This is a genomic window from Enterobacter cloacae complex sp. P40C2 (assembly GCF_014930695.1).
GTDB lineage: Bacteria > Pseudomonadota > Gammaproteobacteria > Enterobacterales > Enterobacteriaceae > Enterobacter > Enterobacter pasteurii.
Genome location: NZ_JADBRP010000002.1, coordinates 89,045 through 111,280, shown reverse-complemented (window position 1 = coordinate 111,280; position 22,236 = coordinate 89,045). Strand labels below are relative to the sequence as shown.

Annotated in this window: 18 protein-coding genes; 7 read left to right on the top strand and 11 right to left on the bottom strand. The window is 56.2% G+C overall.

Going from position 1 to position 22,236, the window contains the following annotated elements:
• Positions 1-5 precede the first annotated feature (5 nt).
• Both zapD and coaE read right to left on the bottom strand, forming a co-directional pair.
• Entirely contained in the window at positions 6-749 is a 744-nt protein-coding gene (gene zapD, locus IM304_RS05785) for a cell division protein ZapD (RefSeq protein ID WP_193354732.1), read from the bottom strand.
• Positions 749-1,369 carry a dephospho-CoA kinase gene (coaE, locus tag IM304_RS05780; RefSeq protein ID WP_193354731.1) on the bottom strand — a complete coding sequence of 207 codons (621 nt, stop codon included), beginning with the start codon at positions 1,367-1,369 and terminating at the stop codon, positions 749-751. Before coaE ends, zapD begins: the two co-directional genes overlap by 1 nt.
• Before the next feature lie 228 nt (positions 1,370-1,597).
• Here coaE and IM304_RS05775 point away from each other — a divergent pair, with 228 nt between their 5' ends.
• On the top strand, positions 1,598-2,641 hold the full coding sequence (locus tag IM304_RS05775; protein ID WP_148420086.1) for a GMP reductase: 1,044 nt from the start codon (positions 1,598-1,600) through the stop codon (positions 2,639-2,641).
• A 33-nt stretch (positions 2,642-2,674) separates the two neighbouring features.
• Here IM304_RS05775 and hofC read toward each other — a convergent pair whose 3' ends face one another.
• The 4 genes from hofC to nadC form a co-directional block, all read right to left on the bottom strand.
• Positions 2,675-3,859, bottom strand: a complete 1,185-nt coding sequence (gene hofC, locus IM304_RS05770) for a protein transport protein HofC (RefSeq protein WP_193354730.1) — start codon at positions 3,857-3,859, stop codon at positions 2,675-2,677.
• On the bottom strand, positions 3,849-5,228 hold the full coding sequence (gspE, locus tag IM304_RS05765; protein WP_193354889.1) for a type II secretion system protein GspE: 1,380 nt from the start codon (positions 5,226-5,228) through the stop codon (positions 3,849-3,851). Before gspE ends, hofC begins: the two co-directional genes overlap by 11 nt.
• 12 nt (positions 5,229-5,240) lie before the next feature.
• Positions 5,241-5,678: a prepilin peptidase-dependent pilin gene (gene ppdD / locus IM304_RS05760; RefSeq protein WP_148420088.1), complete on the bottom strand. Its 438-nt coding sequence runs from the start codon at positions 5,676-5,678 to the stop codon at positions 5,241-5,243.
• 174 nt (positions 5,679-5,852) lie between these two features.
• Positions 5,853-6,746, bottom strand: coding sequence for a carboxylating nicotinate-nucleotide diphosphorylase (gene nadC / locus IM304_RS05755; RefSeq protein ID WP_193354729.1), 894 nt, complete (start codon positions 6,744-6,746; stop codon positions 5,853-5,855).
• Positions 6,747-6,833: 87 nt separating this feature from the next.
• Between nadC and ampD the strand changes: the two genes are divergently transcribed.
• Positions 6,834-7,397 (top strand): 1,6-anhydro-N-acetylmuramyl-L-alanine amidase AmpD, encoded by a 564-nt coding sequence (gene ampD, locus IM304_RS05750; RefSeq protein ID WP_148420090.1) that lies wholly within the window; start codon positions 6,834-6,836, stop codon positions 7,395-7,397.
• Positions 7,394-8,248 carry a beta-lactamase regulator AmpE gene (gene ampE / locus IM304_RS05745; protein ID WP_148420091.1) on the top strand — a complete coding sequence of 285 codons (855 nt, stop codon included), beginning with the start codon at positions 7,394-7,396 and terminating at the stop codon, positions 8,246-8,248. Before ampD ends, ampE begins: the two co-directional genes overlap by 4 nt.
• Before the next feature lie 18 nt (positions 8,249-8,266).
• Here the strand turns inward: ampE and IM304_RS05740 are convergent, their stop codons facing one another.
• The 3 genes from IM304_RS05740 to aroP all read right to left on the bottom strand — a co-directional run bounded on the left by IM304_RS05740 (position 8,267) and on the right by aroP (position 12,158).
• Positions 8,267-9,217 (bottom strand): family 43 glycosylhydrolase, encoded by a 951-nt coding sequence (locus tag IM304_RS05740; protein ID WP_193354728.1) that lies wholly within the window; start codon positions 9,215-9,217, stop codon positions 8,267-8,269.
• A gap of 10 nt (positions 9,218-9,227) precedes the next feature.
• A complete protein-coding gene (locus IM304_RS05735; RefSeq protein WP_148420093.1) occupies positions 9,228-10,625 on the bottom strand; it encodes a glycoside-pentoside-hexuronide (GPH):cation symporter in 1,398 nt (465 codons plus the stop codon).
• A gap of 162 nt (positions 10,626-10,787) precedes the next feature.
• Complete coding sequence (gene aroP, locus IM304_RS05730) at positions 10,788-12,158, bottom strand: aromatic amino acid transporter AroP (RefSeq protein ID WP_148420094.1); 1,371 nt, start codon at positions 12,156-12,158, stop codon at positions 10,788-10,790.
• 536 nt (positions 12,159-12,694) lie between these two features.
• Here aroP and pdhR point away from each other — a divergent pair.
• From pdhR to lpdA, 4 genes are all read left to right on the top strand, one after another.
• Positions 12,695-13,459 (top strand): pyruvate dehydrogenase complex transcriptional repressor PdhR, encoded by a 765-nt coding sequence (gene pdhR, locus IM304_RS05725; RefSeq protein WP_006173806.1) that lies wholly within the window; start codon positions 12,695-12,697, stop codon positions 13,457-13,459.
• 124 nt (positions 13,460-13,583) lie between these two features.
• On the top strand, positions 13,584-16,247 hold the full coding sequence (aceE, locus tag IM304_RS05720; protein ID WP_148420095.1) for a pyruvate dehydrogenase (acetyl-transferring), homodimeric type: 2,664 nt from the start codon (positions 13,584-13,586) through the stop codon (positions 16,245-16,247).
• Between the two features lie 14 nt (positions 16,248-16,261).
• A complete protein-coding gene (aceF, locus tag IM304_RS05715; protein ID WP_193361502.1) occupies positions 16,262-18,157 on the top strand; it encodes a pyruvate dehydrogenase complex dihydrolipoyllysine-residue acetyltransferase in 1,896 nt (631 codons plus the stop codon).
• A 197-nt stretch (positions 18,158-18,354) separates the two neighbouring features.
• Positions 18,355-19,779 (top strand): dihydrolipoyl dehydrogenase, encoded by a 1,425-nt coding sequence (lpdA, locus tag IM304_RS05710; protein WP_148420169.1) that lies wholly within the window; start codon positions 18,355-18,357, stop codon positions 19,777-19,779.
• Positions 19,780-19,832: 53 nt separating this feature from the next.
• Here the strand turns inward: lpdA and IM304_RS05705 are convergent, their stop codons facing one another.
• Both IM304_RS05705 and IM304_RS05700 read right to left on the bottom strand, forming a co-directional pair.
• Positions 19,833-20,624 (bottom strand): DUF2950 family protein, encoded by a 792-nt coding sequence (locus IM304_RS05705; RefSeq protein WP_193355780.1) that lies wholly within the window; start codon positions 20,622-20,624, stop codon positions 19,833-19,835.
• 10 nt (positions 20,625-20,634) lie between these two features.
• Complete coding sequence (locus IM304_RS05700) at positions 20,635-22,155, bottom strand: DUF3300 domain-containing protein (RefSeq protein ID WP_193355778.1); 1,521 nt, start codon at positions 22,153-22,155, stop codon at positions 20,635-20,637.
• Positions 22,156-22,236: the final 81 nt, after the last annotated feature.

Here is a 22,236-nt window from a genome sequence, read left to right as displayed (position 1 = left end):
ACTCCTTAACAACAGGCCAGTTCAAAATCGAGGCGTTCCGGCACGGTGCCATGTTCGCTGTCCAGCGGCATAAAGCGGATCGCGAAACGGCTTTTATGCCCCGAAATCTGCGGATAAAGCTGCTCGCCTAGAGACAGGTTCAGACGCAGAAGATCGGCATCGTCGCCGTTGTCCTGATAAAAGCCGTTGAGGCTGGTTTGCTTGCGGAACGGGGCAGAATTACGGACAAGATCGAGGATCAGCGATAGCGCCTGATTCATCGGCTCCAGGCTCGCCAGCCAGCCGTTCACCTGACTATCGCGCTGCTCCTGCGGCATGTGTAACCACATATGCAGCGTTGGCAGATCGAAGCTACAGCATCCGCCCGGTATGCTCAGACGCTGGCGCACCAGCGCGATCAAACGATCTTCTCGCAGAAACTGCCCGACGCGCGGCGCGGCCATCAGCGTTGTGCTGCTGTTTTTCAGCTGCTGGCGTAACGCGTCAATTCGACTTTGGTCCACGCCGGGCACTTCGGCCCAGGCCTGTAGTTTACGCTGCTGGCGTTCCAGCTCTTTCAGCAGCTCAGTGCGGACATCGCCGCGTTCAATTACATCCAGCAGATCGCCCACGTTGCGGAAAAAATGCAGCGCGGTGGCGTGATCGTTGACGGGCAGGTGTTGTGAAAGCTGCTGGATAAGAAATTCTATGCGCAGCCAGGTGCGCATTTTTTCGTTAAGCGGGTGCTCAAAGAGGATATGAGTCGACATTATGGTTTTTCCTGTGCAACGGCCTGCGCGGCGAAGGTCAGATACTGCGCGTGCAGACGAGCAACATCCGATGCAATGGCATCTGGTGCGCCGTTATTATCAATAACATCATCCGCAACGGCAAGGCGCGCTTCGCGCGTGGCCTGAGCGGCAAGAATTTGTTCAGCATGTTCACGAGAAACATGGTCACGGGCCATGGTTCTCTGGATCTGCGTTTCGCGGGAAACGTCAATCACCAGCGTTCTGTCCGCTTTTTTCTGAAGCTGGTTTTCAACCAGCAACGGAACAACCCACAGCACATAGGGCGAGCTGGCTTCGGCCATTTGACGCTGGGTTTCCTGGTGGATAATGGGGTGGAGCAGGGCATTAAGCCAGGCCTTTTCCGCAGGATCGGAAAATATGCATTCACGGAGCTGTCGCCGGTTTAGCGTACCGTCAGCCTGTATAACGCTGCTGCCAAAATGTGCTTCGATGGCATGTAAGGCGGGTGTATTTGGTTCTACCACCTGACGGGCAATGATATCTGCGTCGATAATCGTAATGCCGAGACGAGAAAACGCGTCCGCAACGGTGCTTTTACCACTACCGATGCCGCCGGTTAATGCGACGATATACCCCATTACATAAGATCCTGGGAATTATTCATTTATAAAATCAGTTGCTTAAAGTTCAAACTTTCAACAGCGAATGTGTAGCTCTCTTTACCCGCTTTTTATCAGGTAAATTTATAGGATTGTAGCGTAAAAAAAGTGATTTTCGCAGTCTTGCGGAGCAGGTATTAGTGCGTATGATAGCGTCACTGGAGTTGTGCTTTCACTATTTTTGCCTCTAACCCCAGGAATCCGCACATGCGTATCGAAGAAGATCTCAAGTTAGGTTTCAAAGACGTTCTTATCCGCCCTAAACGCTCTACGCTGAAAAGCCGCTCAGACGTTGAACTCGAACGTCAATTCACCTTTAAGCATTCCGGTCAGACATGGTCTGGCGTGCCGATTATTGCCGCCAACATGGACACAGTCGGTACCTTCGAAATGGCTACCGCACTGGCGCAGTTCGACATCCTGACTGCGGTACACAAACACTATAGCGCTGAAGAGTGGAATGCGTTTGTTGCCTCCGCCTCTGCTGACGTTGTGAAGCATGTGATGGTGTCTACCGGTACGTCTGATGCAGATTTCGAGAAAACCAGGCAGATCCTGAACGCGAATCCGGCGCTGAATTTTGTCTGTATTGACGTGGCGAACGGCTATTCCGAACATTTCGTGCAGTTCGTCAGCAAGGCGCGTGAAGCCTGGCCAACGAAAACCATCATCGCCGGCAACGTGGTGACCGGAGAGATGTGTGAAGAGCTGATCCTTTCTGGGGCTGACATCGTTAAGGTGGGCATTGGCCCGGGTTCCGTATGCACCACGCGTGTGAAAACCGGCGTGGGTTATCCGCAGCTGTCGGCGGTAATCGAATGCGCTGACGCGGCGCACGGCCTGGGCGGCCAGATCATCAGCGACGGTGGCTGCACCATGCCGGGCGATGTAGCAAAAGCCTTTGGCGGTGGCGCAGACTTCGTCATGCTCGGCGGTATGCTGGCTGGTCACGAAGAGAGCGGCGGTACCGTGGTGGAAGAAAACGGCGAGAAATTCATGCTGTTCTACGGAATGAGCTCTGAATCTGCGATGACCCGTCACGTGGGCGGTGTGGCAAAATACCGTGCCGCGGAAGGTAAAACCGTTAAGCTGCCGCTGCGTGGCCCTGTTGAGAACACGGCGCGCGATATCCTCGGCGGTTTGCGCTCTGCCTGCACCTACGTTGGTGCTTCCCGCCTGAAAGAGCTGACTAAACGCACGACGTTTATCCGCGTTCAGGAGCAGGAAAACCGCGTATTCAATAGCCTCTGACGGCTACAGCTGGCGCGCATCCGTGCGCCAGCGTTAACCCGCGCTCATCGCATCCCCCAGATGGAAAACCGGCAGATACATTGCCACCACCAGCGTACCGATAATCACACCCGTCACGATCAGCAGCAAAGGCTCAAGCATTGCCGCCAGACTGTCCGCCTGCTCAAATGTCCGTTCCGTATGGTGACGTGCGAGATTCAGCAGCATCACGTCCAGGGAACCCGATACTTCTCCGGTGCGTATCAGCTGAATGCACAGGGGCGTAAAAACAGAGGCTTTCTGAAAGGATGACCACACGGGCATACCCCGTTCAATATCGCTGCGCACCGCGCGGATTTTCTCCTGCCAGTAGCCACTATCAACGGTTTCCTGCACGCTCTCCATCCCGTCTAGAAATGCGATCCCGGCCTGCTGGGTTAAAGACAGCACGGTAAATATTTGTCCCAGCTTTTGCCCGCGCGACAGCGCGCCCATCACCGGTATGCGTAACAGAATATGCTGCCAGCGGGGATGCCGCCGCAGTTTACAGGCGACGATAACCAGCGTCGCGAGCAGGGCGAAAAGGGCGAAGAGATGCGCCTGAATGAAGGTAGCCAGCCCCATGACCGCCTGCGTGAGAAGCGGAAGCGGGGCGTTAAACGTTTTGTATATCGCGGCAAACTCGGGCAAAACCAGCGTAACCATGGCCAGCACCACGAGAACGGCCAGCGTCAGGACGATCGCCGGGTAGCGCAGCGCTTTCTTCACTTTTGCACTCAGCAGCTGCTGGGATTTCTGCTGTTGCGCGAGCTGGCGACAGCACGCTTCGAGCTTTCCCGTCAGTTCACCCGTTTTTACCATGGAGATATAAAGAGGGCTAAACACCTCTGGCCACTTCTTCATTGCCTCCGATAAGGCGCAGCCTTCGCTCAGATCCTCAGCAAGGCTGTGCAGCAGCGCCTGCCAATGCCGTAAAGGATGCTGTTCCGCCAGCATTTGCAGGCTTTGGGATAGCGTGAGCCCGGCCTGCAACAGCGTGGCGAGCTGGCGAAAAATATCGTAGCAGTGGTGTACCTGCCATCGATGGCGCTGCTGGCAGCGCCTGAGCGCCAGCGGATGAAGCTGTTTACGCACTAATGCGGCGTAAGCTGCATCATGGTCGATGGCCCAGAGGGTGCCGGTCTGCACATCACCCTCCATGGTCAGCGCGCGCCAGCGCCAGAGGGCGTTAGCAGCCATCGGGCATGCCCAGCACGCGCAACAGCTCTTCGAGCGTGGTCAGCCCTTGTTCAACGGCCATACAGCCGTGCTCGAACAACGACGTCATTCCCGCCTGACGTGCGCTGGAGCCAATTACCTCTGTACTCGCTCCACTGGCAATAGCCTGCCGGAGCGCGTCATCGATGACGAGCACTTCAAAGAGGGCTACGCGGCCATAAAATCCGTGATAACAGCGATCGCAGCCGGTAGGTTGCCAGCGCGGAAGCGGCCGGGGCCACAGGCTGCGAGGGAGGTCGGCGTGGCGGCTTGCCTCCTGTCGACAGTGCGGGCACAGCCGACGCACCAGCCGCTGGGCAACCACCATTGAGAGCGCAGAAGAGATCATCCAGCGCGCGACGCCCATCTGTTCCAGCCGTACCAGCGCTTCGGTAGTCGAGTTAGTGTGAAGCGTGGAGAGCACCAGATGCCCGGTTTGCGCGGCCTTAATGGCAATTTCTGCCGTTTCGCCGTCACGAATTTCCCCCACCATGATGATATCGGGATCCTGGCGAAGCAGAGCGCGCAGCACGCTCTGAAAGGTAAGCCCGGCGCGCGGGTTAATCTGCGTCTGGTTTAGGCCTGCAAGGGGGATTTCTACAGGATCCTCCACGCTGCAAATATTAACGTCTGGGGTATTTCGCGCCTGCAGCGCGCTGTACAGCGTCACCGTTTTTCCGCTACCGGTCGGGCCGGTGACCAGAATCAGTCCCTGCGGGCCGTTTAGCACTCCGGCAAAGCGCGTCTGCTGGTCTGCGCTCATGCCCAGCCGATCGAGCTCCAGCGCTTGCTGTACCTGGTGAAGCAGGCGCAGCACGATTTTTTCTCCGCCGCTACAGGGAAGCGTTGCGATACGAAACGAGACGGGGCTGCTTTCCAGCTCCACCGTAAACTGGCCGTCCTGCGGCAAGCGGCGCTCGGCAATGTCCAGCTGGCCCAGCACCTTCAGGCGCGCGGCCAGCGTCGTCCCGAGAGCAGCCGCGATCGGCGATTGCGGGTAAAGAACGCCGTCAATCCGCAGGCGTATCTGGTAGCCATTTTCCGCTGGTTCAATATGGATGTCGGATGCCCGCTGGCTTACCGCCTGCTGCAGGATCGTATTGAGAACGTCAGCGGCCGAGCCTGGCGCTATGCCCGGCAGGTGCAATGATGTGACGGACTGGCGCCGTTTTTCCATGCGCTCGGCCGTCCAGCACTCTATATCAATACGCTTTTGAGTGGCGAAGCGCAAAGCCTCCATCAGTTCAGAGGCCGGGTTTCCCACCACGGCAATGCTTATCATGTCCGCGTCGCTTGCCAGCAGCAGGGCGTGATGGCGCTGGCAGAGGGTCATAAGCTGTTCGGTGTTCATCATCCACTCCTGTCAGTTATTGTCGAAGCGGAAAACGTCTTCGCAGGCTTGCCTGAGCGCTGCGTCGGATGCCATTTTGCAGTCACGCGTCCAGCCCGTCATGCCGTTGCCGTCGCTCCAGATCGGCGTCATCAGAACCTCAAGCCCGTTCAGGCTCTCCTGTCCTGTTAACGACACCACGCCCTTCGCCACGCTCATTGCCGAAACGTAGCGTGTGGTTGTCGGTGAGGGAATGCCGCTGGTGCCCGCGTCGCAGCGCTCCACACCGCCATGATCCAGAGCGCAAAGCTCAATGGCGGTGCGGTAGGGGATGAACGTTTGCAGCATATCGGTGAGCGCCGCTTTACGCAGGTAGTTCTGATAGGCCGGGACGCCAATCGCGCTCAGGATGGCGATAATGCCAATGACGACCATTAGCTCAATCAGCGTAAATCCTTGTTGTCTGTTCATGTCTGCTCCTTACGTTAAGTGGCGCTACTGTGGCAGTGCCAGCGCGCAGAAACGAGGAGCAAAAGCGTGAACGTGAAGGGGCTTTCAGGGGTTTTAGTGAGCGTTGCAGAGAAGAACAGCGTAAATGCGAGCGGTCTCGTATTTCCCCTCTCCGGGCGGAGAGGGGAGGACTCGTTATTTGAAGCGCATAGAGAGGTCGAGGGCGCGTACGTGCTTGGTCAGCGCGCCAACGGAAATGTAATCAACGCCGGTTTCAGCAAACTCGCGGATGGTGTCAAACGTCACGTTGCCGGACACCTCAAGCTGCGCCTGGCCGTTGGTGCGTTTAACCGCCTCACGCATCTGCTCCGTGTCGAAGTTATCAAGCATGATAATGTCTGCCCCGGCTTTGATGGCCTCGTCCAGCTCCTCCAGATTTTCCACTTCCACTTCGACCGGCACGTCCGGGTGCAGCCAGAAGGCTTTCTCCACGGCCTTACGCACGGAGCCGGAAGCAATAATATGGTTCTCTTTAATCAGGAAAGCATCGGACAGCCCCAGACGATGGTTTGCGCCGCCGCCGCAGAGCACGGCGTATTTCAGGGCGGTACGCAGGCCCGGCAGGGTTTTACGGGTATCCAGCAGCTGGGTGCGGGTACCTGCCAGCAGATCTACGTAGCGGCGTACCTCACTGGCGACGCCGGAGAGCGTTTGCACGAAATTGAGCGCGGTGCGTTCACCGGTCAGCAAGATCCGGGATGGGCCGTCCAGCTCGAATAGTGGCTGACCGGCGGTTACCGCATCGCCATCAGCAACATGCCACGTTACCTGCACATCGTCGTCCGCCAGCTGGGTAAAGACCTCCTCAACCCAGCGTTTGCCGCAGAAAACCCCCGCTTCGCGGGTGATAATGACCGCGTGCGAGCGTGTCTCTTCTGGCAATAATTGTGCGGTAATATCGTTGTCGGCGCTGACGTCGCCGCCCAGATCTTCCTTCAGGGCATGGGCAACGCTTGCCGGAATATCACTATTAATACGTTCCAGAAGCGCGTCACGTCGGTGGTCGGGGTTGTAGCGGCGAGGCGGCATGATAAAACTCCAAATTGGTAACGAATCATAATATTGAAACATGCTACTCTGAACCGAGTAACAGCACCACAGATAAGGAGTTCCAGCATGTTGTTAGAAAACGGATGGCTGGTGGACGCGCGGCATGTACCGTCGCCGCACCACGATTGCCGCCCGGAGGATGAAAAGCCCACACTGCTGGTGGTTCACAATATTAGCCTCCCGCCGGGGGAGTTTGGCGGACCGTGGATCGATGCGTTATTCACTGGAACGATAGATCCCAATGCCCATCCCTTTTTCGCTGAAATTGCGCATCTGCGAGTCTCGGCACACTGTCTGATCCGTCGTGATGGTGAAGTGGTTCAGTATGTTCCTTTTGACAAGCGTGCCTGGCATGCCGGCGTATCCATGTACCGGGGGCGCGAGCGCTGCAATGATTTCTCCATTGGGATTGAGCTGGAAGGGACGGACACCACCCCATACACCGATGCGCAGTATCAGAAACTGGCTGCTGTGACGCAAACGCTTGTCGGGCTCTATCCCGCAATAGCAAAGAATATTACGGGGCACTGCGACATCGCCCCCGAAAGAAAAACCGACCCCGGCCCGGCGTTTGACTGGTCCCGGTTTCGCGCCATGCTTACCACGTCGTCAGATAAGGAGATAACATGACGTTGTTTACCATGCTGCTGGTTATGATCGCTGAGCGCCTGTTTAAGCTCGGCGAGCACTGGCATCTGGATCATCGGCTGGAGGTATTATTCCGCCGCATCAGGCATTTTTCCATGCTGCGCACGCTGCTGATGACGGCAGGTGTGATGGTGATTACGTTCCTGCTGCTGCGCTCGCTGTACGGCCTTTTTTTCAACGTGCCGCTGCTGGTGGTGTGGATCCTGCTGGGCGTGCTGTGCATTGGCGCGGGCAAGGTGCGTTTGCACTATCACGCTTACCTGAAGGCCGCCTCCCGTGATGATGCCCACGCGCGCGGTGCGATGGCGAGCGAGCTGACGATGATCCACGGCGTACCGCCGGACTGCGATGAACGTGAATTTCTGCGCGAGCTGCAAAACGCGCTGCTGTGGATCAACTTCCGTTACTACCTGGCACCGCTGTTCTGGTTTGTGGTGGGCGGTCCGTGGGGGCCGGTACTGCTGATGGGCTATGCGTTCCTGCGCGCCTGGCAGACCTGGCTTGCCCGCTACCTTACACCGCATGAGCGTTTACAGTCCGGCATTGACGCCATTCTGCACGTGCTTGACTGGCTTCCGGTGCGTCTGGTGGGGGTCGTCTATGCCCTCATCGGGCATGGTGAAAAAGCCCTGCCCGCGTGGTTTGCTTCCCTTGCGGACCGCCATACCGCGCAGTATCAGGTGTTAACCCGTCTGGCACAGTTCTCGCTGGCGCGCGAGCCGCACACGGATAAAGTAGCAACGCCAAAAGCCGCCGTCTCGATGGCAAAGAAAACCTCGTTTGCGGTGGTGGTGATTGTGGCGCTGCTGACAATTTACGGCACGCTGGTCTGACCCGGCGCGCCGAAGCCGTTACAGCGTATCCGCAGGCGGGATGCCGAAATCAGGCATCCCGTTTTCGTCCCAGCGGACGCGTTTCAGACGCGTGTGGCGATTCGGATCGTAAAGCGGATCGCCCTCAATTTCAGTGTAGTTTCGCGCGTGGTAGACCAGCACATCGTCGCCCTCTGGCGTCTGCGTAAAGCTGTTATGGCCTGGCCCGTACTGACGGTTTTCGTAGCTGGTCACGAATACCGGGCGCGAGGATTTATGCCAGTTCGCCGGGTTTTGCGGATCGGCATGCAGGTCTATCCACAGTAGCCCCATGCAGTAGTTCTCATCGGTGGCGCTGGCGGAGTAGCTAATAAACAGCTTATCGCCATGGAACAGCACCGCCGGTCCTTCATTGACCCAAAACCCGCGGCATTCCCAGTCGTATTCCGGCTTACTGAGCATTACCGGCTCGCCTTTTAGCGTCCACGGATTTTCCATTTCACACAGATAAAGGTTGGAGTTACCGGCAATATCCGGCACTTTTTGCGCCCACAGGTACCAGCGTTTTCCCTGATGCACAAAGGTGGTGGCGTCCAGCGCGAAGGTGTCAAACGGCGTTTTAATTTGCCCTTTTTCCACCCAGGTACCGGTGAGCGGATCGGGGTCTGCGCATTCGAGCGCAAACATACGGTGCTGGAACATCCCGAGTTCGTCGAGCGCCTGGGTGTGCGTCGCGGCATAATAGATGTACCACCTGCCGTCGATATGGTGCAGTTCCGGTGCCCAGATTAGCTGGCTCATCGGGCCGGTGTCGGGCTTGCGCCAGACCACCACCTCTTCGGCACCGGGTAAACCCTCCAGCGAGTCCGCGCGGCGGAGCGCCAGCCGGTCGTACTGCGGCACGGAGGCGATAAAATAGTACAGCCCTTCGTGGCGCAGGATGTAAGGATCGGCGCGTTGTTCAATAAACGGGTTTGGCCAGGTTTGCATTCGACTTTCCTTATTTTGTCTCAGCGGCGCTGAGTTCCTGATACTCGTTCAGCTCGCGGTAGTTATTGCGACGCTTCTCCAGGTCTTCCTGGATCCGCTTCATCGTCTCCCGGTCAACCTTCAGCAGACGTACCACGCCAGCGGTAATGAGATATCCAATGCCGGGAATAACGGTAAAGAGCAGGACGATTCCGTTAATGGCGTCCGCGCTTTGCGCTTTTGCGCCTGCGTCATAGCCGTACCAGGAGAGCAGGAAGCCAACCATCGCCCCGGCTATCGCCAGCCCCAGCTTGAGGAAGAAAATGTTGCCGGAGAAGCTGATCCCGGTGATACGTTTCCCGGTTTTCCACTCGCCGTAGTCGTCCACGTCGGCCATCAGGGACCAGTGCAGCGGGGAGGGGATCTGGTGCAGAATGTTCAGCAGGAAGTAGAGCACCACAATGGTGGTCGTCGCTTTCGGATCGAAGAAGTAAAAGGCGCAGGAGAAAATAGCCAGCGCGATGTTGGTCCAGAAGAAGACCTTCAGCTTGCACCAGCGGTCGGTCAGCACTTTCGCCAGCATACTGCCGAACATCATGCCGACGACGCCCAGGCTGATAAACAGCGTGGCGAAGTGGGTGCTTTGCCCCATGACCCAGGTGACGTAATACATGGTTGCCGCCATGCGGATAAAGCCCGGGCAGACGTTGCAGAGCGTGAGGAGCAGAATACGCACCCACTGGTCGTTCTTCCACACGTCCTTCAGGTCGTTTTTCAGCTCATCATGGCTTTGCACCGCCGGGCGCACGCGCTCGCGCACGGTGGCGAAGCAGAACAGGAACATACAGGTACCAACCAGCGCCAGGACGGTCATCGCCATCTGGTAGCCTTTGGCTTTGTTATCCCCGCCGAACCAGTCCGCCATTGGCAGCAGCGTCAGCGACAGCAATAGCGTGGCGATACCCACCATCACAAAGCGGTAGGACTGGCAGGCGACGCGCTCTTTCGGGTCGTTGGTGATCACGCCACCCAGCGAGCAGTAAGGAATGTTGATTGCCGTGTAGGTCAGCGAGAGCAGGAAATAGGTGACGAACGCATAGATAACTTTGCTGTTATAGCTCCACTCCGGGGTGGTGAACATCAGAATGCTGAACAGCGCGTAGGGGAAGGCAATCCACAGCAGCCATGGACGAAACCGGCCATATTTGCTGCGGGTACGGTCGGCAATGGCACCCATAATCGGGTCTGTTACCGCATCAATGACGCGGACAGACAGCAGTAAAACCCCGACCAGCGCAGGAGCCAGACCAAAAATATCCGTATAAAAATAATTAACAAACAACATGATGGCGCCAAAAATAATGTTGCATCCGGCGTCACCCATGCCATAGCCGATCTTTTCTTTTACTGAAAGTTTGTTGTTATCCATCGACAGCTCTCCGGGTTTCGGTATGGAGAGAATTATTTGCTGGCAAACAAATATATGCGTAGCAGTATAAGGTCGGTGATATGGATAAATTTGCTGTTGGCGTGAATTTGTGAGGAAGGTAACAGGACGCTGTGCCCGCGAGCGCGGGCACAGCGAGGGGGATTAGTGTGCTTTCACCGTTTTGGCATTTTTCTGCCTTACCATATAGCCCACGCCCAGGATCGCAATCCAGACCGGGATCAGGTAGACGGAAATCGCCATGCCGGGGGTGATGAGCATGATGACCAGCACGGCCGCCATGAACAGCAGGCACACCCAGTTACCCAGCGGATAGAGCAGGGCAGGGAAGCGAGTGGTCACGCCCTGCTGCTGCTTGGCGCGGCGGAATTTAATGTGCGCGAGGCTGATCATCGCCCAGTTGATCACCAGGGCAGAAACCACCAGCGCCATCAGCAGGCCGAAGGCCGATTCCGGCGCCAGGTAGTTAATCAGCACGCACAGCGCCGTCACTACCGCCGAAACGATGATGGTATTAACCGGTACGCCACGTTTATCAACGGTGAGCAGCGCTTTTGGCGCGTTGCCCTGCTGCGCCAGGCCGAACAGCATACGGCTGTTGCAGTAAACGCAGCTGTTATACACGGAGAGCGCGGCGGTCAGCACCACGACGTTGAGCGCGTTCGCCACGAAGGTGTCGCCCAGCTCGTGGAAGATCAGCACAAACGGGCTGGTATCCGCCGTGACGCGCGTCCACGGCAGCAGAGAGAGCAGTACCGCCAGCGAGCCCACATAGAAGATAAGGATGCGGTAGATAACCTGGTTGGTGGCTTTCGGGATGCTGTGCTCCGGGTTGTCGGCTTCAGCGGCGGTGATGCCCACCAGCTCCAGACCGCCGAAGGAGAACATAATGATCGCCATCATCATCACCAGCCCGGTCATGCCGTGCGGCAGGAAGCCGCCCTGTTCCCAGAGGTTGCGCACCGTGGCCTGCGGGCCGCCGTTGCCGCTGAACAGCAGCCAGCCGCCAAAGACGATCATCGCCACAACGGCAATAACTTTGATAATGGCGAACCAGAACTCCATCTCCCCGAACACTTTTACGTTGGTCAGGTTAATGGCGTTGATCAGGACGAAGAAGACCGCCGCAGACGCCCAGGTGGGGATCTCCGGGTACCAGAACTGAATGTATTTACCGACGGCGGTCAGCTCGGCCATGGCAACCAGAACGTACAGAACCCAGTAGTTCCAGCCGGAGGCGAAGCCTGCAAAGCTGCCCCAGTATTTGTAGGCAAAGTGGCTGAAAGAGCCTGCGACCGGCTCCTCGACAACCATTTCGCCCAGCTGGCGCATAATCAGAAAAGCAATGAAACCCGCAATCGCGTAACCCAGAATAATGCCCGGACCGGCAGACTGGATAACGGACGCACTGCCCAGAAACAGGCCAGTACCAATAGCACCGCCCAGTGCGATGAGCTGAATATGGCGGTTTTTAAGGCCGCGCTTTAGCTGATCGCCGTGCTGTTGAGCTTCCATTTGAAACCTCGTGTGTGGTTGTTATGTTCACGCTGTGCGTGTGTAATTATGAAAGTCCATATTCTGTATTTATTTCTTTACGGTTAACGATACCGAAAAAAGCGGAGATGGCTTCCGTTAGCGCAAGAATAGTGGTAAGCGCCAGCGAATGCACCTGCTTTATGAAGGGATGATGACCACTTGAATAAAAAGAAACCAATTGTAAATCGGTACGTTAACCCCTCATACCCAACCTATAGAATAGAAATGCGCAAGAAGTGGGCGAATTTTCATTTTTTGCCTTGTTGAATCGCTTCAGATTGCAAAAACCCTCGTTTCATTATGGTTAAAACTGCCTCTTTGGTAGTAACCAACTCATTTGTGCAAAGTTACATTCCTGAAACGTTAGTTCTGTAAGGTTGTTAAAATGTGCCGGGTTTACTGATTTCAATCAAAACCAATATGGACAGAAGGTGAATACTTTGTTACTTTAGCGATACGAACATGAAATTGGTAAGACCAATTGACTCCGGGCAAAAAGGCGTAAGACAGGGAATATGGCCTACAGCAAAATTCGCCAACCAAAACTTTCCGATGTGATTGAGCAGCAGCTGGAGTTTTTAATTCTCGAAGGGACACTGCGCCCGGGCGAGAAGCTCCCGCCAGAACGCGAGCTGGCAAAACAGTTCGACGTTTCACGTCCCTCTTTGCGTGAGGCGATTCAACGTCTCGAAGCAAAGGGCCTGTTGCTCCGTCGCCAGGGTGGCGGAACCTTTGTGCAAAACAGCCTGTGGCAGAGCTTCAGCGATCCGCTGGTAGAACTTCTCTCTGACCACCCAGAATCCCAGTTTGATCTGCTTGAGACCCGTCACGCGCTGGAAGGTATCGCGGCCTATTACGCCGCCCTTCGCAGCACTGATGAAGATCGCGTGCGTATTCGCGAGCTGCATCAGGCCATTGAACGGGCACAGCAGTCCGGCGACTTAGACGCCGAATCCAGCGCCGTCGTCCAGTATCAAATTGCCGTCACCGAAGCTGCACACAACGTGGTGCTCCTCCATCTGCTACGCTGCATGGAGCCGATGCTGGCCCAGAACGTTCGTCAGAATTTTGAATTGTTGTATGCCCGTCGGGAGATGCTCCCGCTGGTAAGCAACCATCGCACCCGAGTATTCGAGGCGATAATGGCCGGGGAACCGGAGCAGGCGCGCGAAGCGTCGCACCGTCATCTGGCTTTCATTGAGGAAATCTTGCTGGACCGCAGCCGTGAACAATCGCGTCGCGAACGTTCATTACGCCGCATACAGCAACGAAAGGATTAAGCGCCAGGTATTTTTTAGAGCGCGGCAACTAAACGCAGAACCTGTCTTATTGTGTTTTCTGGCGAAAATACAATGGGACAGGTTCCAGACAAATCAACGTATTAGATAGATAAGGAATACCCCCATGTCAGAACGTCTCCAAAATGACGTGGATCCGATCGAAACTCGCGACTGGCTACAGGCGATCGAATCGGTCATCCGTGAAGAAGGTGTTGAGCGCGCTCAGTATCTGATTGATCAGCTGCTTTCAGAAGCGCGCAAAGGCGGCGTGAAAGTGGCTTCAGGTGCAGGGGCTAGCAACTACGTAAACACGATTGCCGTCGAAGACGAACCGGAATACCCGGGCAATCTGGATCTGGAACGCCGTATTCGTTCTGCTATCCGCTGGAACGCCATCATGACCGTTCTGCGCGCATCCAAGAAAGATCTGGAGCTGGGTGGCCACATGGCGTCCTTCCAGTCCTCTGCGACCGTTTACGAAGTGTGCTTTAACCACTTCTTCCGTGCAGCCAACGAGAAAGACGGCGGCGATCTGGTGTACTTCCAGGGCCACATCTCTCCGGGCATCTATGCACGTGCCTTCCTGGAAGGTCGTCTGACTGAAGAGCAGATGAACAACTTCCGTCAGGAAGTTCACGGTAAAGGCCTGTCTTCTTACCCGCACCCTAAACTGATGCCTGAATTCTGGCAGTTCCCGACCGTATCTATGGGTCTGGGTCCAATTGGTGCGATCTACCAGGCTAAATTCCTGAAGTATCTGGAACACCGTGGTCTGAAAGACACCTCCGAGCAGACCGTTTACGCCTTCCTGGGCGACGGTGAAATGGATGAGCCAGAATCTAAAGGCGCGATCACCATCGCGACCCGTGAGAAGCTGGACAACCTGTGCTTCATCATCAACTGTAACCTGCAGCGTCTGGATGGTCCGGTAACCGGCAACGGCAAGATCATCAACGAGCTGGAAGGCATCTTCGCGGGTGCTGGCTGGAACGTGATTAAAGTCATGTGGGGCGGTCGTTGGGATGAGCTGCTGCGCAAAGACACCAGCGGTAAGCTGATTCAGCTGATGAACGAAACCGTTGACGGCGACTACCAGACCTTCAAATCCAAAGACGGTGCCTACGTACGTGAGCACTTCTTCGGCAAATATCCTGAAACCGCAGCCCTGGTTGCAGACTGGACTGACGAGCAGATCTGGGCCCTGAACCGCGGCGGTCACGATCCGAAGAAAGTTTACGCTGCACTGAAAAAAGCGCAGGAAACCAAAGGTAAAGCGACTGTAATCCTGGCCCACACCATCAAAGGTTACGGCATGGGTGATACCGCAGAAGGTAAAAACATCGCTCACCAGGTTAAGAAAATGAACATGGACGGCGTGCGCTATATCCGCGACCGTTTCAACGTTCCAGTGACCGACGAGCAGGTTGAAAACCTGTCTTACATCACCTTCCCGGAAGGTTCTGAAGAGCACAAGTACCTGCACGAACGTCGTCAGGCGCTGAAAGGCTACCTGCCAGCTCGTCAGCCTAACTTCACCGAGAAGCTGGAACTGCCGGCGCTGGAAGATTTCTCTCAGCTGCTGGAAGAGCAGAACAAAGAGATCTCCACCACCATCGCCTTCGTTCGTGCCCTGAACGTGATGCTGAAGAACAAGTCGATCAAAGATCGCCTGGTTCCAATCATCGCCGACGAAGCGCGTACTTTCGGTATGGAAGGTCTGTTCCGTCAGATCGGTATCTACAGCCCGAACGGCCAGCAGTACACCCCGCAGGACCGTGAGCAGGTTGCCTACTACAAAGAAGACGAGAAAGGTCAGATCCTGCAGGAAGGTATCAACGAGCTGGGCGCAGGCGCATCCTGGCTGGCTGCTGCGACCTCTTACAGCACCAACAACCTGCCGATGATCCCGTTCTACATTTACTACTCCATGTTCGGGTTCCAGCGTATCGGTGACCTGTGCTGGCAGGCAGGCGACCAGCAGGCTCGCGGCTTCCTGATTGGTGGTACTTCCGGTCGTACGACCCTGAACGGTGAAGGTCTGCAGCACGAAGATGGCCACAGCCACATTCAGTCTCTGACTATCCCTAACTGTATCTCTTACGACCCGTCTTACGCGTACGAAGTGGCAGTCATCATGCATGACGGTCTGCAGCGCATGTACGGCGAAGCGCAAGAGAACATTTACTACTACATCACCACCCTGAACGAAAACTACCACATGCCGGCAATGCCAGCAGGTGCCGAGGAAGGTATCCGTAAAGGTATCTACAAACTCGAAACCATCGAAGGTAGCAAAGGTAAAGTTCAGCTGCTGGGCTCCGGCTCTATCCTGCGTCACGTCCGTGAAGCAGCGCAGATCCTGGCGAAAGACTACGGTGTGGGTTCCGACGTGTACAGCGTGACCTCCTTCACTGAACTGGCGCGTGATGGCCAGGACTGTGAGCGCTGGAACATGCTGCACCCAATGGAAACCCCACGCGTTCCGTACATCGCTCAGGTGATGAACGACGCGCCAGCGGTGGCGTCTACTGACTATATGAAACTGTTCGCTGAGCAGGTTCGTACTTACGTTCCAGCTGATGATTATCGCGTACTGGGTACTGACGGCTTCGGTCGTTCTGACAGCCGCGAAAACCTGCGTCACCACTTCGAAGTTGATGCTTCTTACGTGGTTGTAGCAGCACTGGGCGAACTGGCTAAACGTGGCGAAATCGATAAGAAAGTGGTTGCGGAAGCAATTACCAAATTCAACATCGATGCAGATAAAGTTAACCCGCGTCTGGCGTAAGAGGTAAAAGAATAATGGCTATCGAAATCAATGTACCGGACATCGGGGCTGATGAAGTTGAAATCACCGAGATCCTGGTCAAAGTGGGCGACAAAGTTGAAGCTGAACAGTCGCTGATCACCGTAGAAGGCGACAAAGCCTCTATGGAAGTCCCGTCTCCTCAGGCTGGCATCGTTAAAGAGATCAAAGTCTCTGTTGGCGATAAAACCGAGACCGGCAAACTGATCATGATTTTCGATTCCGCCGACGGTGCAGCAGCTGCTGCACCTGCGCAGGAAGAGAAGAAAGAAGCCGCTCCGGCCGCCGCTGCTCCAGCAGTTGCCGCGAGCGCGAAAGAAGTTAACGTGCCAGACATCGGCGGTGACGAAGTTGAAGTCACTGAAATCCTGGTGAAAGTGGGCGACACCGTTGCGGCCGAGCAGTCTCTGATCACCGTAGAAGGCGACAAAGCCTCTATGGAAGTGCCGGCGCCGTTCGCGGGCACCGTTAAAGAGATCAAGATCAACACCGGTGACAAAGTGTCTACCGGCTCGCTGATCATGGTCTTCGAAGTGGCGGGTGCAGAAGGCGCCGCTGCGCCAGCTCAGGCTGCTGCTCCGGCTCCTGCGGCTGCACCAGCAGCAGGCGGCGTGAAAGACGTTAACGTTCCTGACATCGGCGGTGACGAAGTTGAAGTGACCGAAGTGATGGTGAAAGTGGGCGATAAAGTTGCCGCTGAACAGTCACTGATCACCGTTGAAGGCGACAAGGCTTCCATGGAAGTGCCTGCGCCGTTCGCCGGTACCGTTAAAGAGATCAAAATCAGCACCGGCGATAAAGTGTCTACCGGCTCCCTGATTATGGTCTTCGAAGTGGAAGGCGCTGCGCCTGCCGCAGCTCCGGCTGCCGCGGCTGCTCCGGCACCTGCTGCTGCACCGGCTCAGGCTGCTAAACCAGCGGCACCTGCTGCGAAAGCGGAAGGCAAGTCTGAGTTCGCTGAAAACGACGCGTACGTCCACGCCACCCCGCTGATTCGTCGCCTGGCGCGCGAGTTTGGCGTGAACCTGGCGAAAGTGAAAGGGACCGGCCGTAAAGGTCGTATCCTGCGCGAAGACGTTCAGGCTTACGTGAAAGACGCGGTGAAACGCGCTGAAGCTGCACCAGCTGCAGCCGCAGGCGGCGGTATCCCGGGCATGCTGCCATGGCCGAAAGTGGACTTCAGCAAGTTCGGCGAAATTGAAGAAGTGGAACTGGGCCGTATCCAGAAAATCTCTGGTGCAAACCTGAGCCGTAACTGGGTGATGATCCCGCACGTTACGCACTTCGATAAGACCGATATCACCGATCTGGAAGCGTTCCGTAAACAGCAGAACGCCGAAGCCGAGAAGCGTAAGCTGGACGTGAAATTCACCCCAGTGGTCTTCATCATGAAAGCCGTTGCCGCTGCTCTTGAGCAGATGCCACGCTTCAACAGCTCCCTGTCCGAAGACGGCCAGAAGCTGACGCTGAAGAAATACATCAACATCGGTGTTGCGGTTGATACGCCAAATGGTCTGGTTGTTCCGGTCTTCAAGGACGTGAACAAGAAGAGCATTACCGAGCTGTCCCGTGAACTGACCACCATCTCCAAAAAAGCGCGTGATGGTAAGCTGACTGCCGGCGAAATGCAGGGCGGCTGCTTCACTATCTCCAGCATCGGCGGCCTGGGTACCACCCACTTCGCGCCGATCGTGAACGCGCCGGAAGTGGCTATCCTCGGTGTGTCCAAGTCCGCGATGGAGCCTGTGTGGAATGGCAAAGAGTTCGTGCCGCGTCTGATGATGCCAATCTCTCTGTCCTTCGACCACCGCGTGATCGACGGTGCTGATGGTGCGCGTTTCATCACCATCATCAACAACACCCTGAGCGACATTCGCCGCCTGGTGATGTAAGTGAAAAGCCGGCCAGTCGGCCGGCTTTTTTCTGTTAATCTCATGTAGTCTGTGAGGTTATAAGCGAAAGCGACAATTCGTGAGCCGTTTGTTGTTTCAAAATTGTTAACAATTTTGTAAAATACGGGCGGATAGAACGTCCCGGTGGATGAAGGGCGACAAGTACCTGGACCGCCGGAAATCAATAAGAGGTCATGATGAGTACTGAAATCAAAACTCAGGTCGTGGTACTTGGGGCAGGTCCCGCAGGTTACTCTGCAGCCTTCCGTTGCGCTGATTTAGGTCTGGAAACCGTCATCGTAGAACGTTACAACACCCTTGGTGGTGTTTGTCTGAACGTAGGTTGTATCCCTTCTAAAGCGCTGCTGCACGTAGCGAAAGTTATCGAAGAGGCCAAAGCGCTGGCTGAACACGGTATCGTCTTCGGCGAGCCGAAAACCGATATCGACAAAATCCGTACCTGGAAAGAGAAAGTTATCACTCAGCTGACCGGTGGTCTGGCTGGCATGGCGAAAGGCCGTAAAGTGAAAGTGGTTAACGGTCTGGGTAAATTCACCGGTGCGAACACCCTGGAAGTGGAAGGCGAAAACGGCAAAACCGTGATCAACTTCGACAACGCGATCATCGCGGCAGGCTCTCGCCCAATCGAACTGCCGTTCATTCCACATGAAGATCCGCGCGTGTGGGATTCCACCGATGCTCTGGAGCTGAAAACCGTTCCTAAGCGCCTGCTGGTTATGGGCGGCGGTATCATCGGTCTGGAAATGGGTACCGTGTACCATGCGCTGGGTTCAGACATTGACGTGGTTGAAATGTTCGACCAGGTTATCCCGGCTGCTGACAAAGACATCGTTAAAGTCTTCACCAAACGCATCAGCAAGAAATTCAACCTGATGCTGGAAACCAAAGTGACTGCCGTTGAAGCAAAAGAAGACGGTATTTACGTTTCCATGGAAGGCAAAAAAGCGCCAGCAGAACCACAGCGTTACGACGCCGTGCTGGTGGCTATCGGCCGTGTGCCGAACGGTAAAAACCTCGACGCGGGCAAAGCTGGCGTGGAAGTGGACGACCGTGGCTTCATCCGCGTTGACAAGCAGCTGCGCACTAACGTGCCGCACATCTTTGCTATCGGCGATATCGTCGGTCAGCCAATGCTGGCGCACAAAGGTGTTCACGAAGGTCACGTTGCCGCTGAAGTTATCGCCGGCATGAAGCACTACTTCGATCCGAAAGTGATCCCATCTATCGCGTACACCGAGCCGGAAGTGGCATGGGTGGGGCTGACCGAGAAAGAAGCGAAAGAGAAAGGCATCAGCTACGAAACCGCCACCTTCCCGTGGGCTGCTTCTGGCCGTGCTATCGCTTCCGACTGCGCAGACGGTATGACCAAACTGATCTTCGACAAAGAGACTCACCGCGTCATCGGTGGTGCGATTGTCGGTACCAACGGCGGCGAGCTGCTGGGTGAGATCGGTCTGGCGATTGAAATGGGCTGCGACGCGGAAGACATCGCGCTGACCATCCACGCTCACCCAACTCTGCACGAGTCTGTGGGCCTGGCGGCAGAAGTGTTTGAAGGTAGCATCACCGACCTGCCAAACGCGAAAGCGAAGAAGAAGTAAGTTTCTTCAGATAAAAAAAAGCGGCTACGGGCCGCTTTTTTTATGTGCTGGATTCAGGGAGCTACGGGCTGCCAGGTTTTATCCAGGTGATATGACGCAAGCGCCTGCGCTTGCTGCGCTGATTCATTACCGAGGTTGGCCTCATAAACCCGATCGTCCTGGTTTATCACAAAGCTCATTACCCCCGTCTGGCCATAGCTCACGGGCCAGGCAATCATGGCAAATCCATTGTTCTCCGGCAGGATGCGAAAGTGATAGCCGTGGTAGCCAGCACCCGGCTCCTTCGGGCTAAACGCCGGGCCAAGCGGGCTTGGCGCTTCGCCGGGCGACACGGGCCAGTACAACCCATCCTTTTTTCCTTCAGCGCTGACAATTTTCTGCGCGTACTTCTGGTTCATTGCAAAATAGCGCTGCTGGGCATCCACGTAGGCATGTAATGCGCCAATGGCCGCGAGTTCGTTGCGCCCGATTTCGCGGGTCAGGATCTCGTCACCGGCTTTCTGCATATCAAACTGCCAGCCTGCGGCGGTTTTAATCAACGGAATCGGAAGCTGCCAGTCGTTATCGCCCACCACCAGATGCGCCACATCGCCATCGATCACTGTTTTATGTTGGATCTTCCAGTCTCGCAGGAAGCGATCGACGGCATCCGGATCGACCCCTTCCGGCGGCAGGACGTCGCGCCAGTGTTCACCGAGCAGCGTGTTCATTGCGGTTTCGTTTTGCTCGCGAATGGCGTCTGCCAGCGCGCGGGTGGCCCGATCCGGCGAGCTGAAGGATTGCTGCGCCATGACCGTCGCCGACACCATGAGCAACACCATGGTGCTGAGTAATTTACTTTTCATGTCGGCTCCCTTAACGATGATGAAATTCGCGGTGTTCCGCGCGTTCGACAGAGCGCTGGCGAGGCAGCTGCGGGTGCGCCGAGAGCTGACGGCTTTGCGCGCCTCGCTGCTGCTGTGCTTGCCAGCTACCGGAGCGGCTGTCATTGCCGCTCAACGCATTGGCACGGTGCACCCTGGCCGGCTGCTGCGCCGACTGTGCAACTCGCTTCCCGACAGCCTGATGATTTTCACGCACCGGTGTAGCCGTCCGTTTTACGGTTTGCGGCCGGGTGTCGTACCCACGATAGCTATTGCGCTGCGAAATCTGCTTCAGCTGTTGCGCTGAGGCGAGACGCCGGGCATCCCGCGTTCCGGTATGCGCCGACGGTGTAAAGGTTTTACCCGTCGATTTTTCCATCTGGCTGAGCGCCGCCTGGCGCTGGCTGTCGCGACTGGCCGGCGTTCGCTGCGTCGCGCTTAGTCCGGTAGCGGCGTTTGTGGAATGGAAACGGCTAGCCAGCTGGTTAGTCGGGTAAGGCACACCTTCCCGATACGCCGGGTTGTGCTGCCAGGTACGGTTGTCGCCGTTCAGGCGCAGTCCGCCAATCTTGTTGAAATTATCCACGTTGATATTGATGTTGTTGTCGCCGTTGCGGTTATAGCCGCCATGGTGGTCCCAGTCATCATCATGATGGTGGTGATCCCAGTCATCGTCGTCATCCCAGTCGATATTGCTGAAAATAGCGTAGGTTGTTGCGACCCCGAGGCTGAAGCCTAAACCTTTAACCAGGCTGTCGGTAAATTGCTCGCCGGGCGAGGGCGGGAGATATACCGGCGGGTAAGCGGCGTTAGGCCAGGTGCCGTAAACCGTATTCGGGTTATACGTCGGGACGTAAACCACCTGCGGATCGGTGGATTCAATCTTAATCACCGTCGGAGAGGTGGTCGTTTCCGCTGTCGTGGTTGATGCCGTTGTTTTTGCCGGGGCAGGTTTTGTGACGGTAGTGACCGTCTGCTGCGGCGTTGATTGTAAGGCGCCGGTCTTTTGTGCCAGCGCGCGCAGGCGTTGGACGGAATCCATGACATCCTTCGGTTGAGCGAGAAACGCATCCCCCAGATTTTGTACCCACGGCGGGTTTTCACCCATCAGCGACATCAGCTGAGGAAACGCGACCAGCGATTTTACGCTGGGATCCCACGGCTGGCCGGCAACCGCCTGAATGGCGGCATCACCCTGCATTTTAGGGTTGTCCTTTGACCACTGCGCCGCCTGAATAACGTTAGACGGGTAGGTGGACGCCATGAAAATTTGCGACAGCAGGGCGTCCGGATAAAGCGCGACGGGGGCAACCCACTGATCGATTTGCGCGGCGGTGTAGGCCGGTGCGACAACCGGTGCGGACTGGGCTGGCGGTGCTGTGGGTTGTTGTGCCGCCGGAGCAGCGGGGGCAGGCTCCGTCGTGCGGCTTTTAACGAACATGGTGCCTGAGGCGGCAAACAGCCCCGCACTGCAAAGCAGAACAAGAAGATGTGGTTTAAATGGCAACTTCATAAATTGACTCCAGCGAGACGAGTGCAGTGCCGTGAGGCGTTGCGGTTGGCGTGAGTATTATTCACTCGCCTTTTACTGTTT

Bases quoted from the DNA above. Each gene is read 5' to 3' on its own strand.
- hofC (WP_193354730.1), bottom strand. From the start codon at position 3,859: ATGGCTGCTAACGCCCTCTGGCGCTGGCGCGCGCTGACCATGGAGGGT.
- IM304_RS05705 (WP_193355780.1), bottom strand. From the start codon at position 20,624: ATGAAAAGTAAATTACTCAGCACCATGGTGTTGCTCATGGTGTCGGCG.
- aceE (WP_148420095.1), top strand. From the start codon at position 13,584: ATGTCAGAACGTCTCCAAAATGACGTGGATCCGATCGAAACTCGCGAC.
- IM304_RS05775 (WP_148420086.1), top strand. From the start codon at position 1,598: ATGCGTATCGAAGAAGATCTCAAGTTAGGTTTCAAAGACGTTCTTATC.
- IM304_RS05700 (WP_193355778.1), bottom strand. From the start codon at position 22,155: ATGAAGTTGCCATTTAAACCACATCTTCTTGTTCTGCTTTGCAGTGCG.
- IM304_RS05735 (WP_148420093.1), bottom strand. From the start codon at position 10,625: ATGGATAACAACAAACTTTCAGTAAAAGAAAAGATCGGCTATGGCATG.
- ampD (WP_148420090.1), top strand. From the start codon at position 6,834: ATGTTGTTAGAAAACGGATGGCTGGTGGACGCGCGGCATGTACCGTCG.
- ppdD (WP_148420088.1), bottom strand. From the start codon at position 5,678: ATGAACAGACAACAAGGATTTACGCTGATTGAGCTAATGGTCGTCATT.
- gspE (WP_193354889.1), bottom strand. From the start codon at position 5,228: ATGAACACCGAACAGCTTATGACCCTCTGCCAGCGCCATCACGCCCTG.
- coaE (WP_193354731.1), bottom strand. From the start codon at position 1,369: ATGGGGTATATCGTCGCATTAACCGGCGGCATCGGTAGTGGTAAAAGC.
- pdhR (WP_006173806.1), top strand. From the start codon at position 12,695: ATGGCCTACAGCAAAATTCGCCAACCAAAACTTTCCGATGTGATTGAG.
- IM304_RS05740 (WP_193354728.1), bottom strand. From the start codon at position 9,217: ATGCAAACCTGGCCAAACCCGTTTATTGAACAACGCGCCGATCCTTAC.
- zapD (WP_193354732.1), bottom strand. From the start codon at position 749: ATGTCGACTCATATCCTCTTTGAGCACCCGCTTAACGAAAAAATGCGC.
- ampE (WP_148420091.1), top strand. From the start codon at position 7,394: ATGACGTTGTTTACCATGCTGCTGGTTATGATCGCTGAGCGCCTGTTT.
- nadC (WP_193354729.1), bottom strand. From the start codon at position 6,746: ATGCCGCCTCGCCGCTACAACCCCGACCACCGACGTGACGCGCTTCTG.
- lpdA (WP_148420169.1), top strand. From the start codon at position 18,355: ATGAGTACTGAAATCAAAACTCAGGTCGTGGTACTTGGGGCAGGTCCC.
- aroP (WP_148420094.1), bottom strand. From the start codon at position 12,158: ATGGAAGCTCAACAGCACGGCGATCAGCTAAAGCGCGGCCTTAAAAAC.
- aceF (WP_193361502.1), top strand. From the start codon at position 16,262: ATGGCTATCGAAATCAATGTACCGGACATCGGGGCTGATGAAGTTGAA.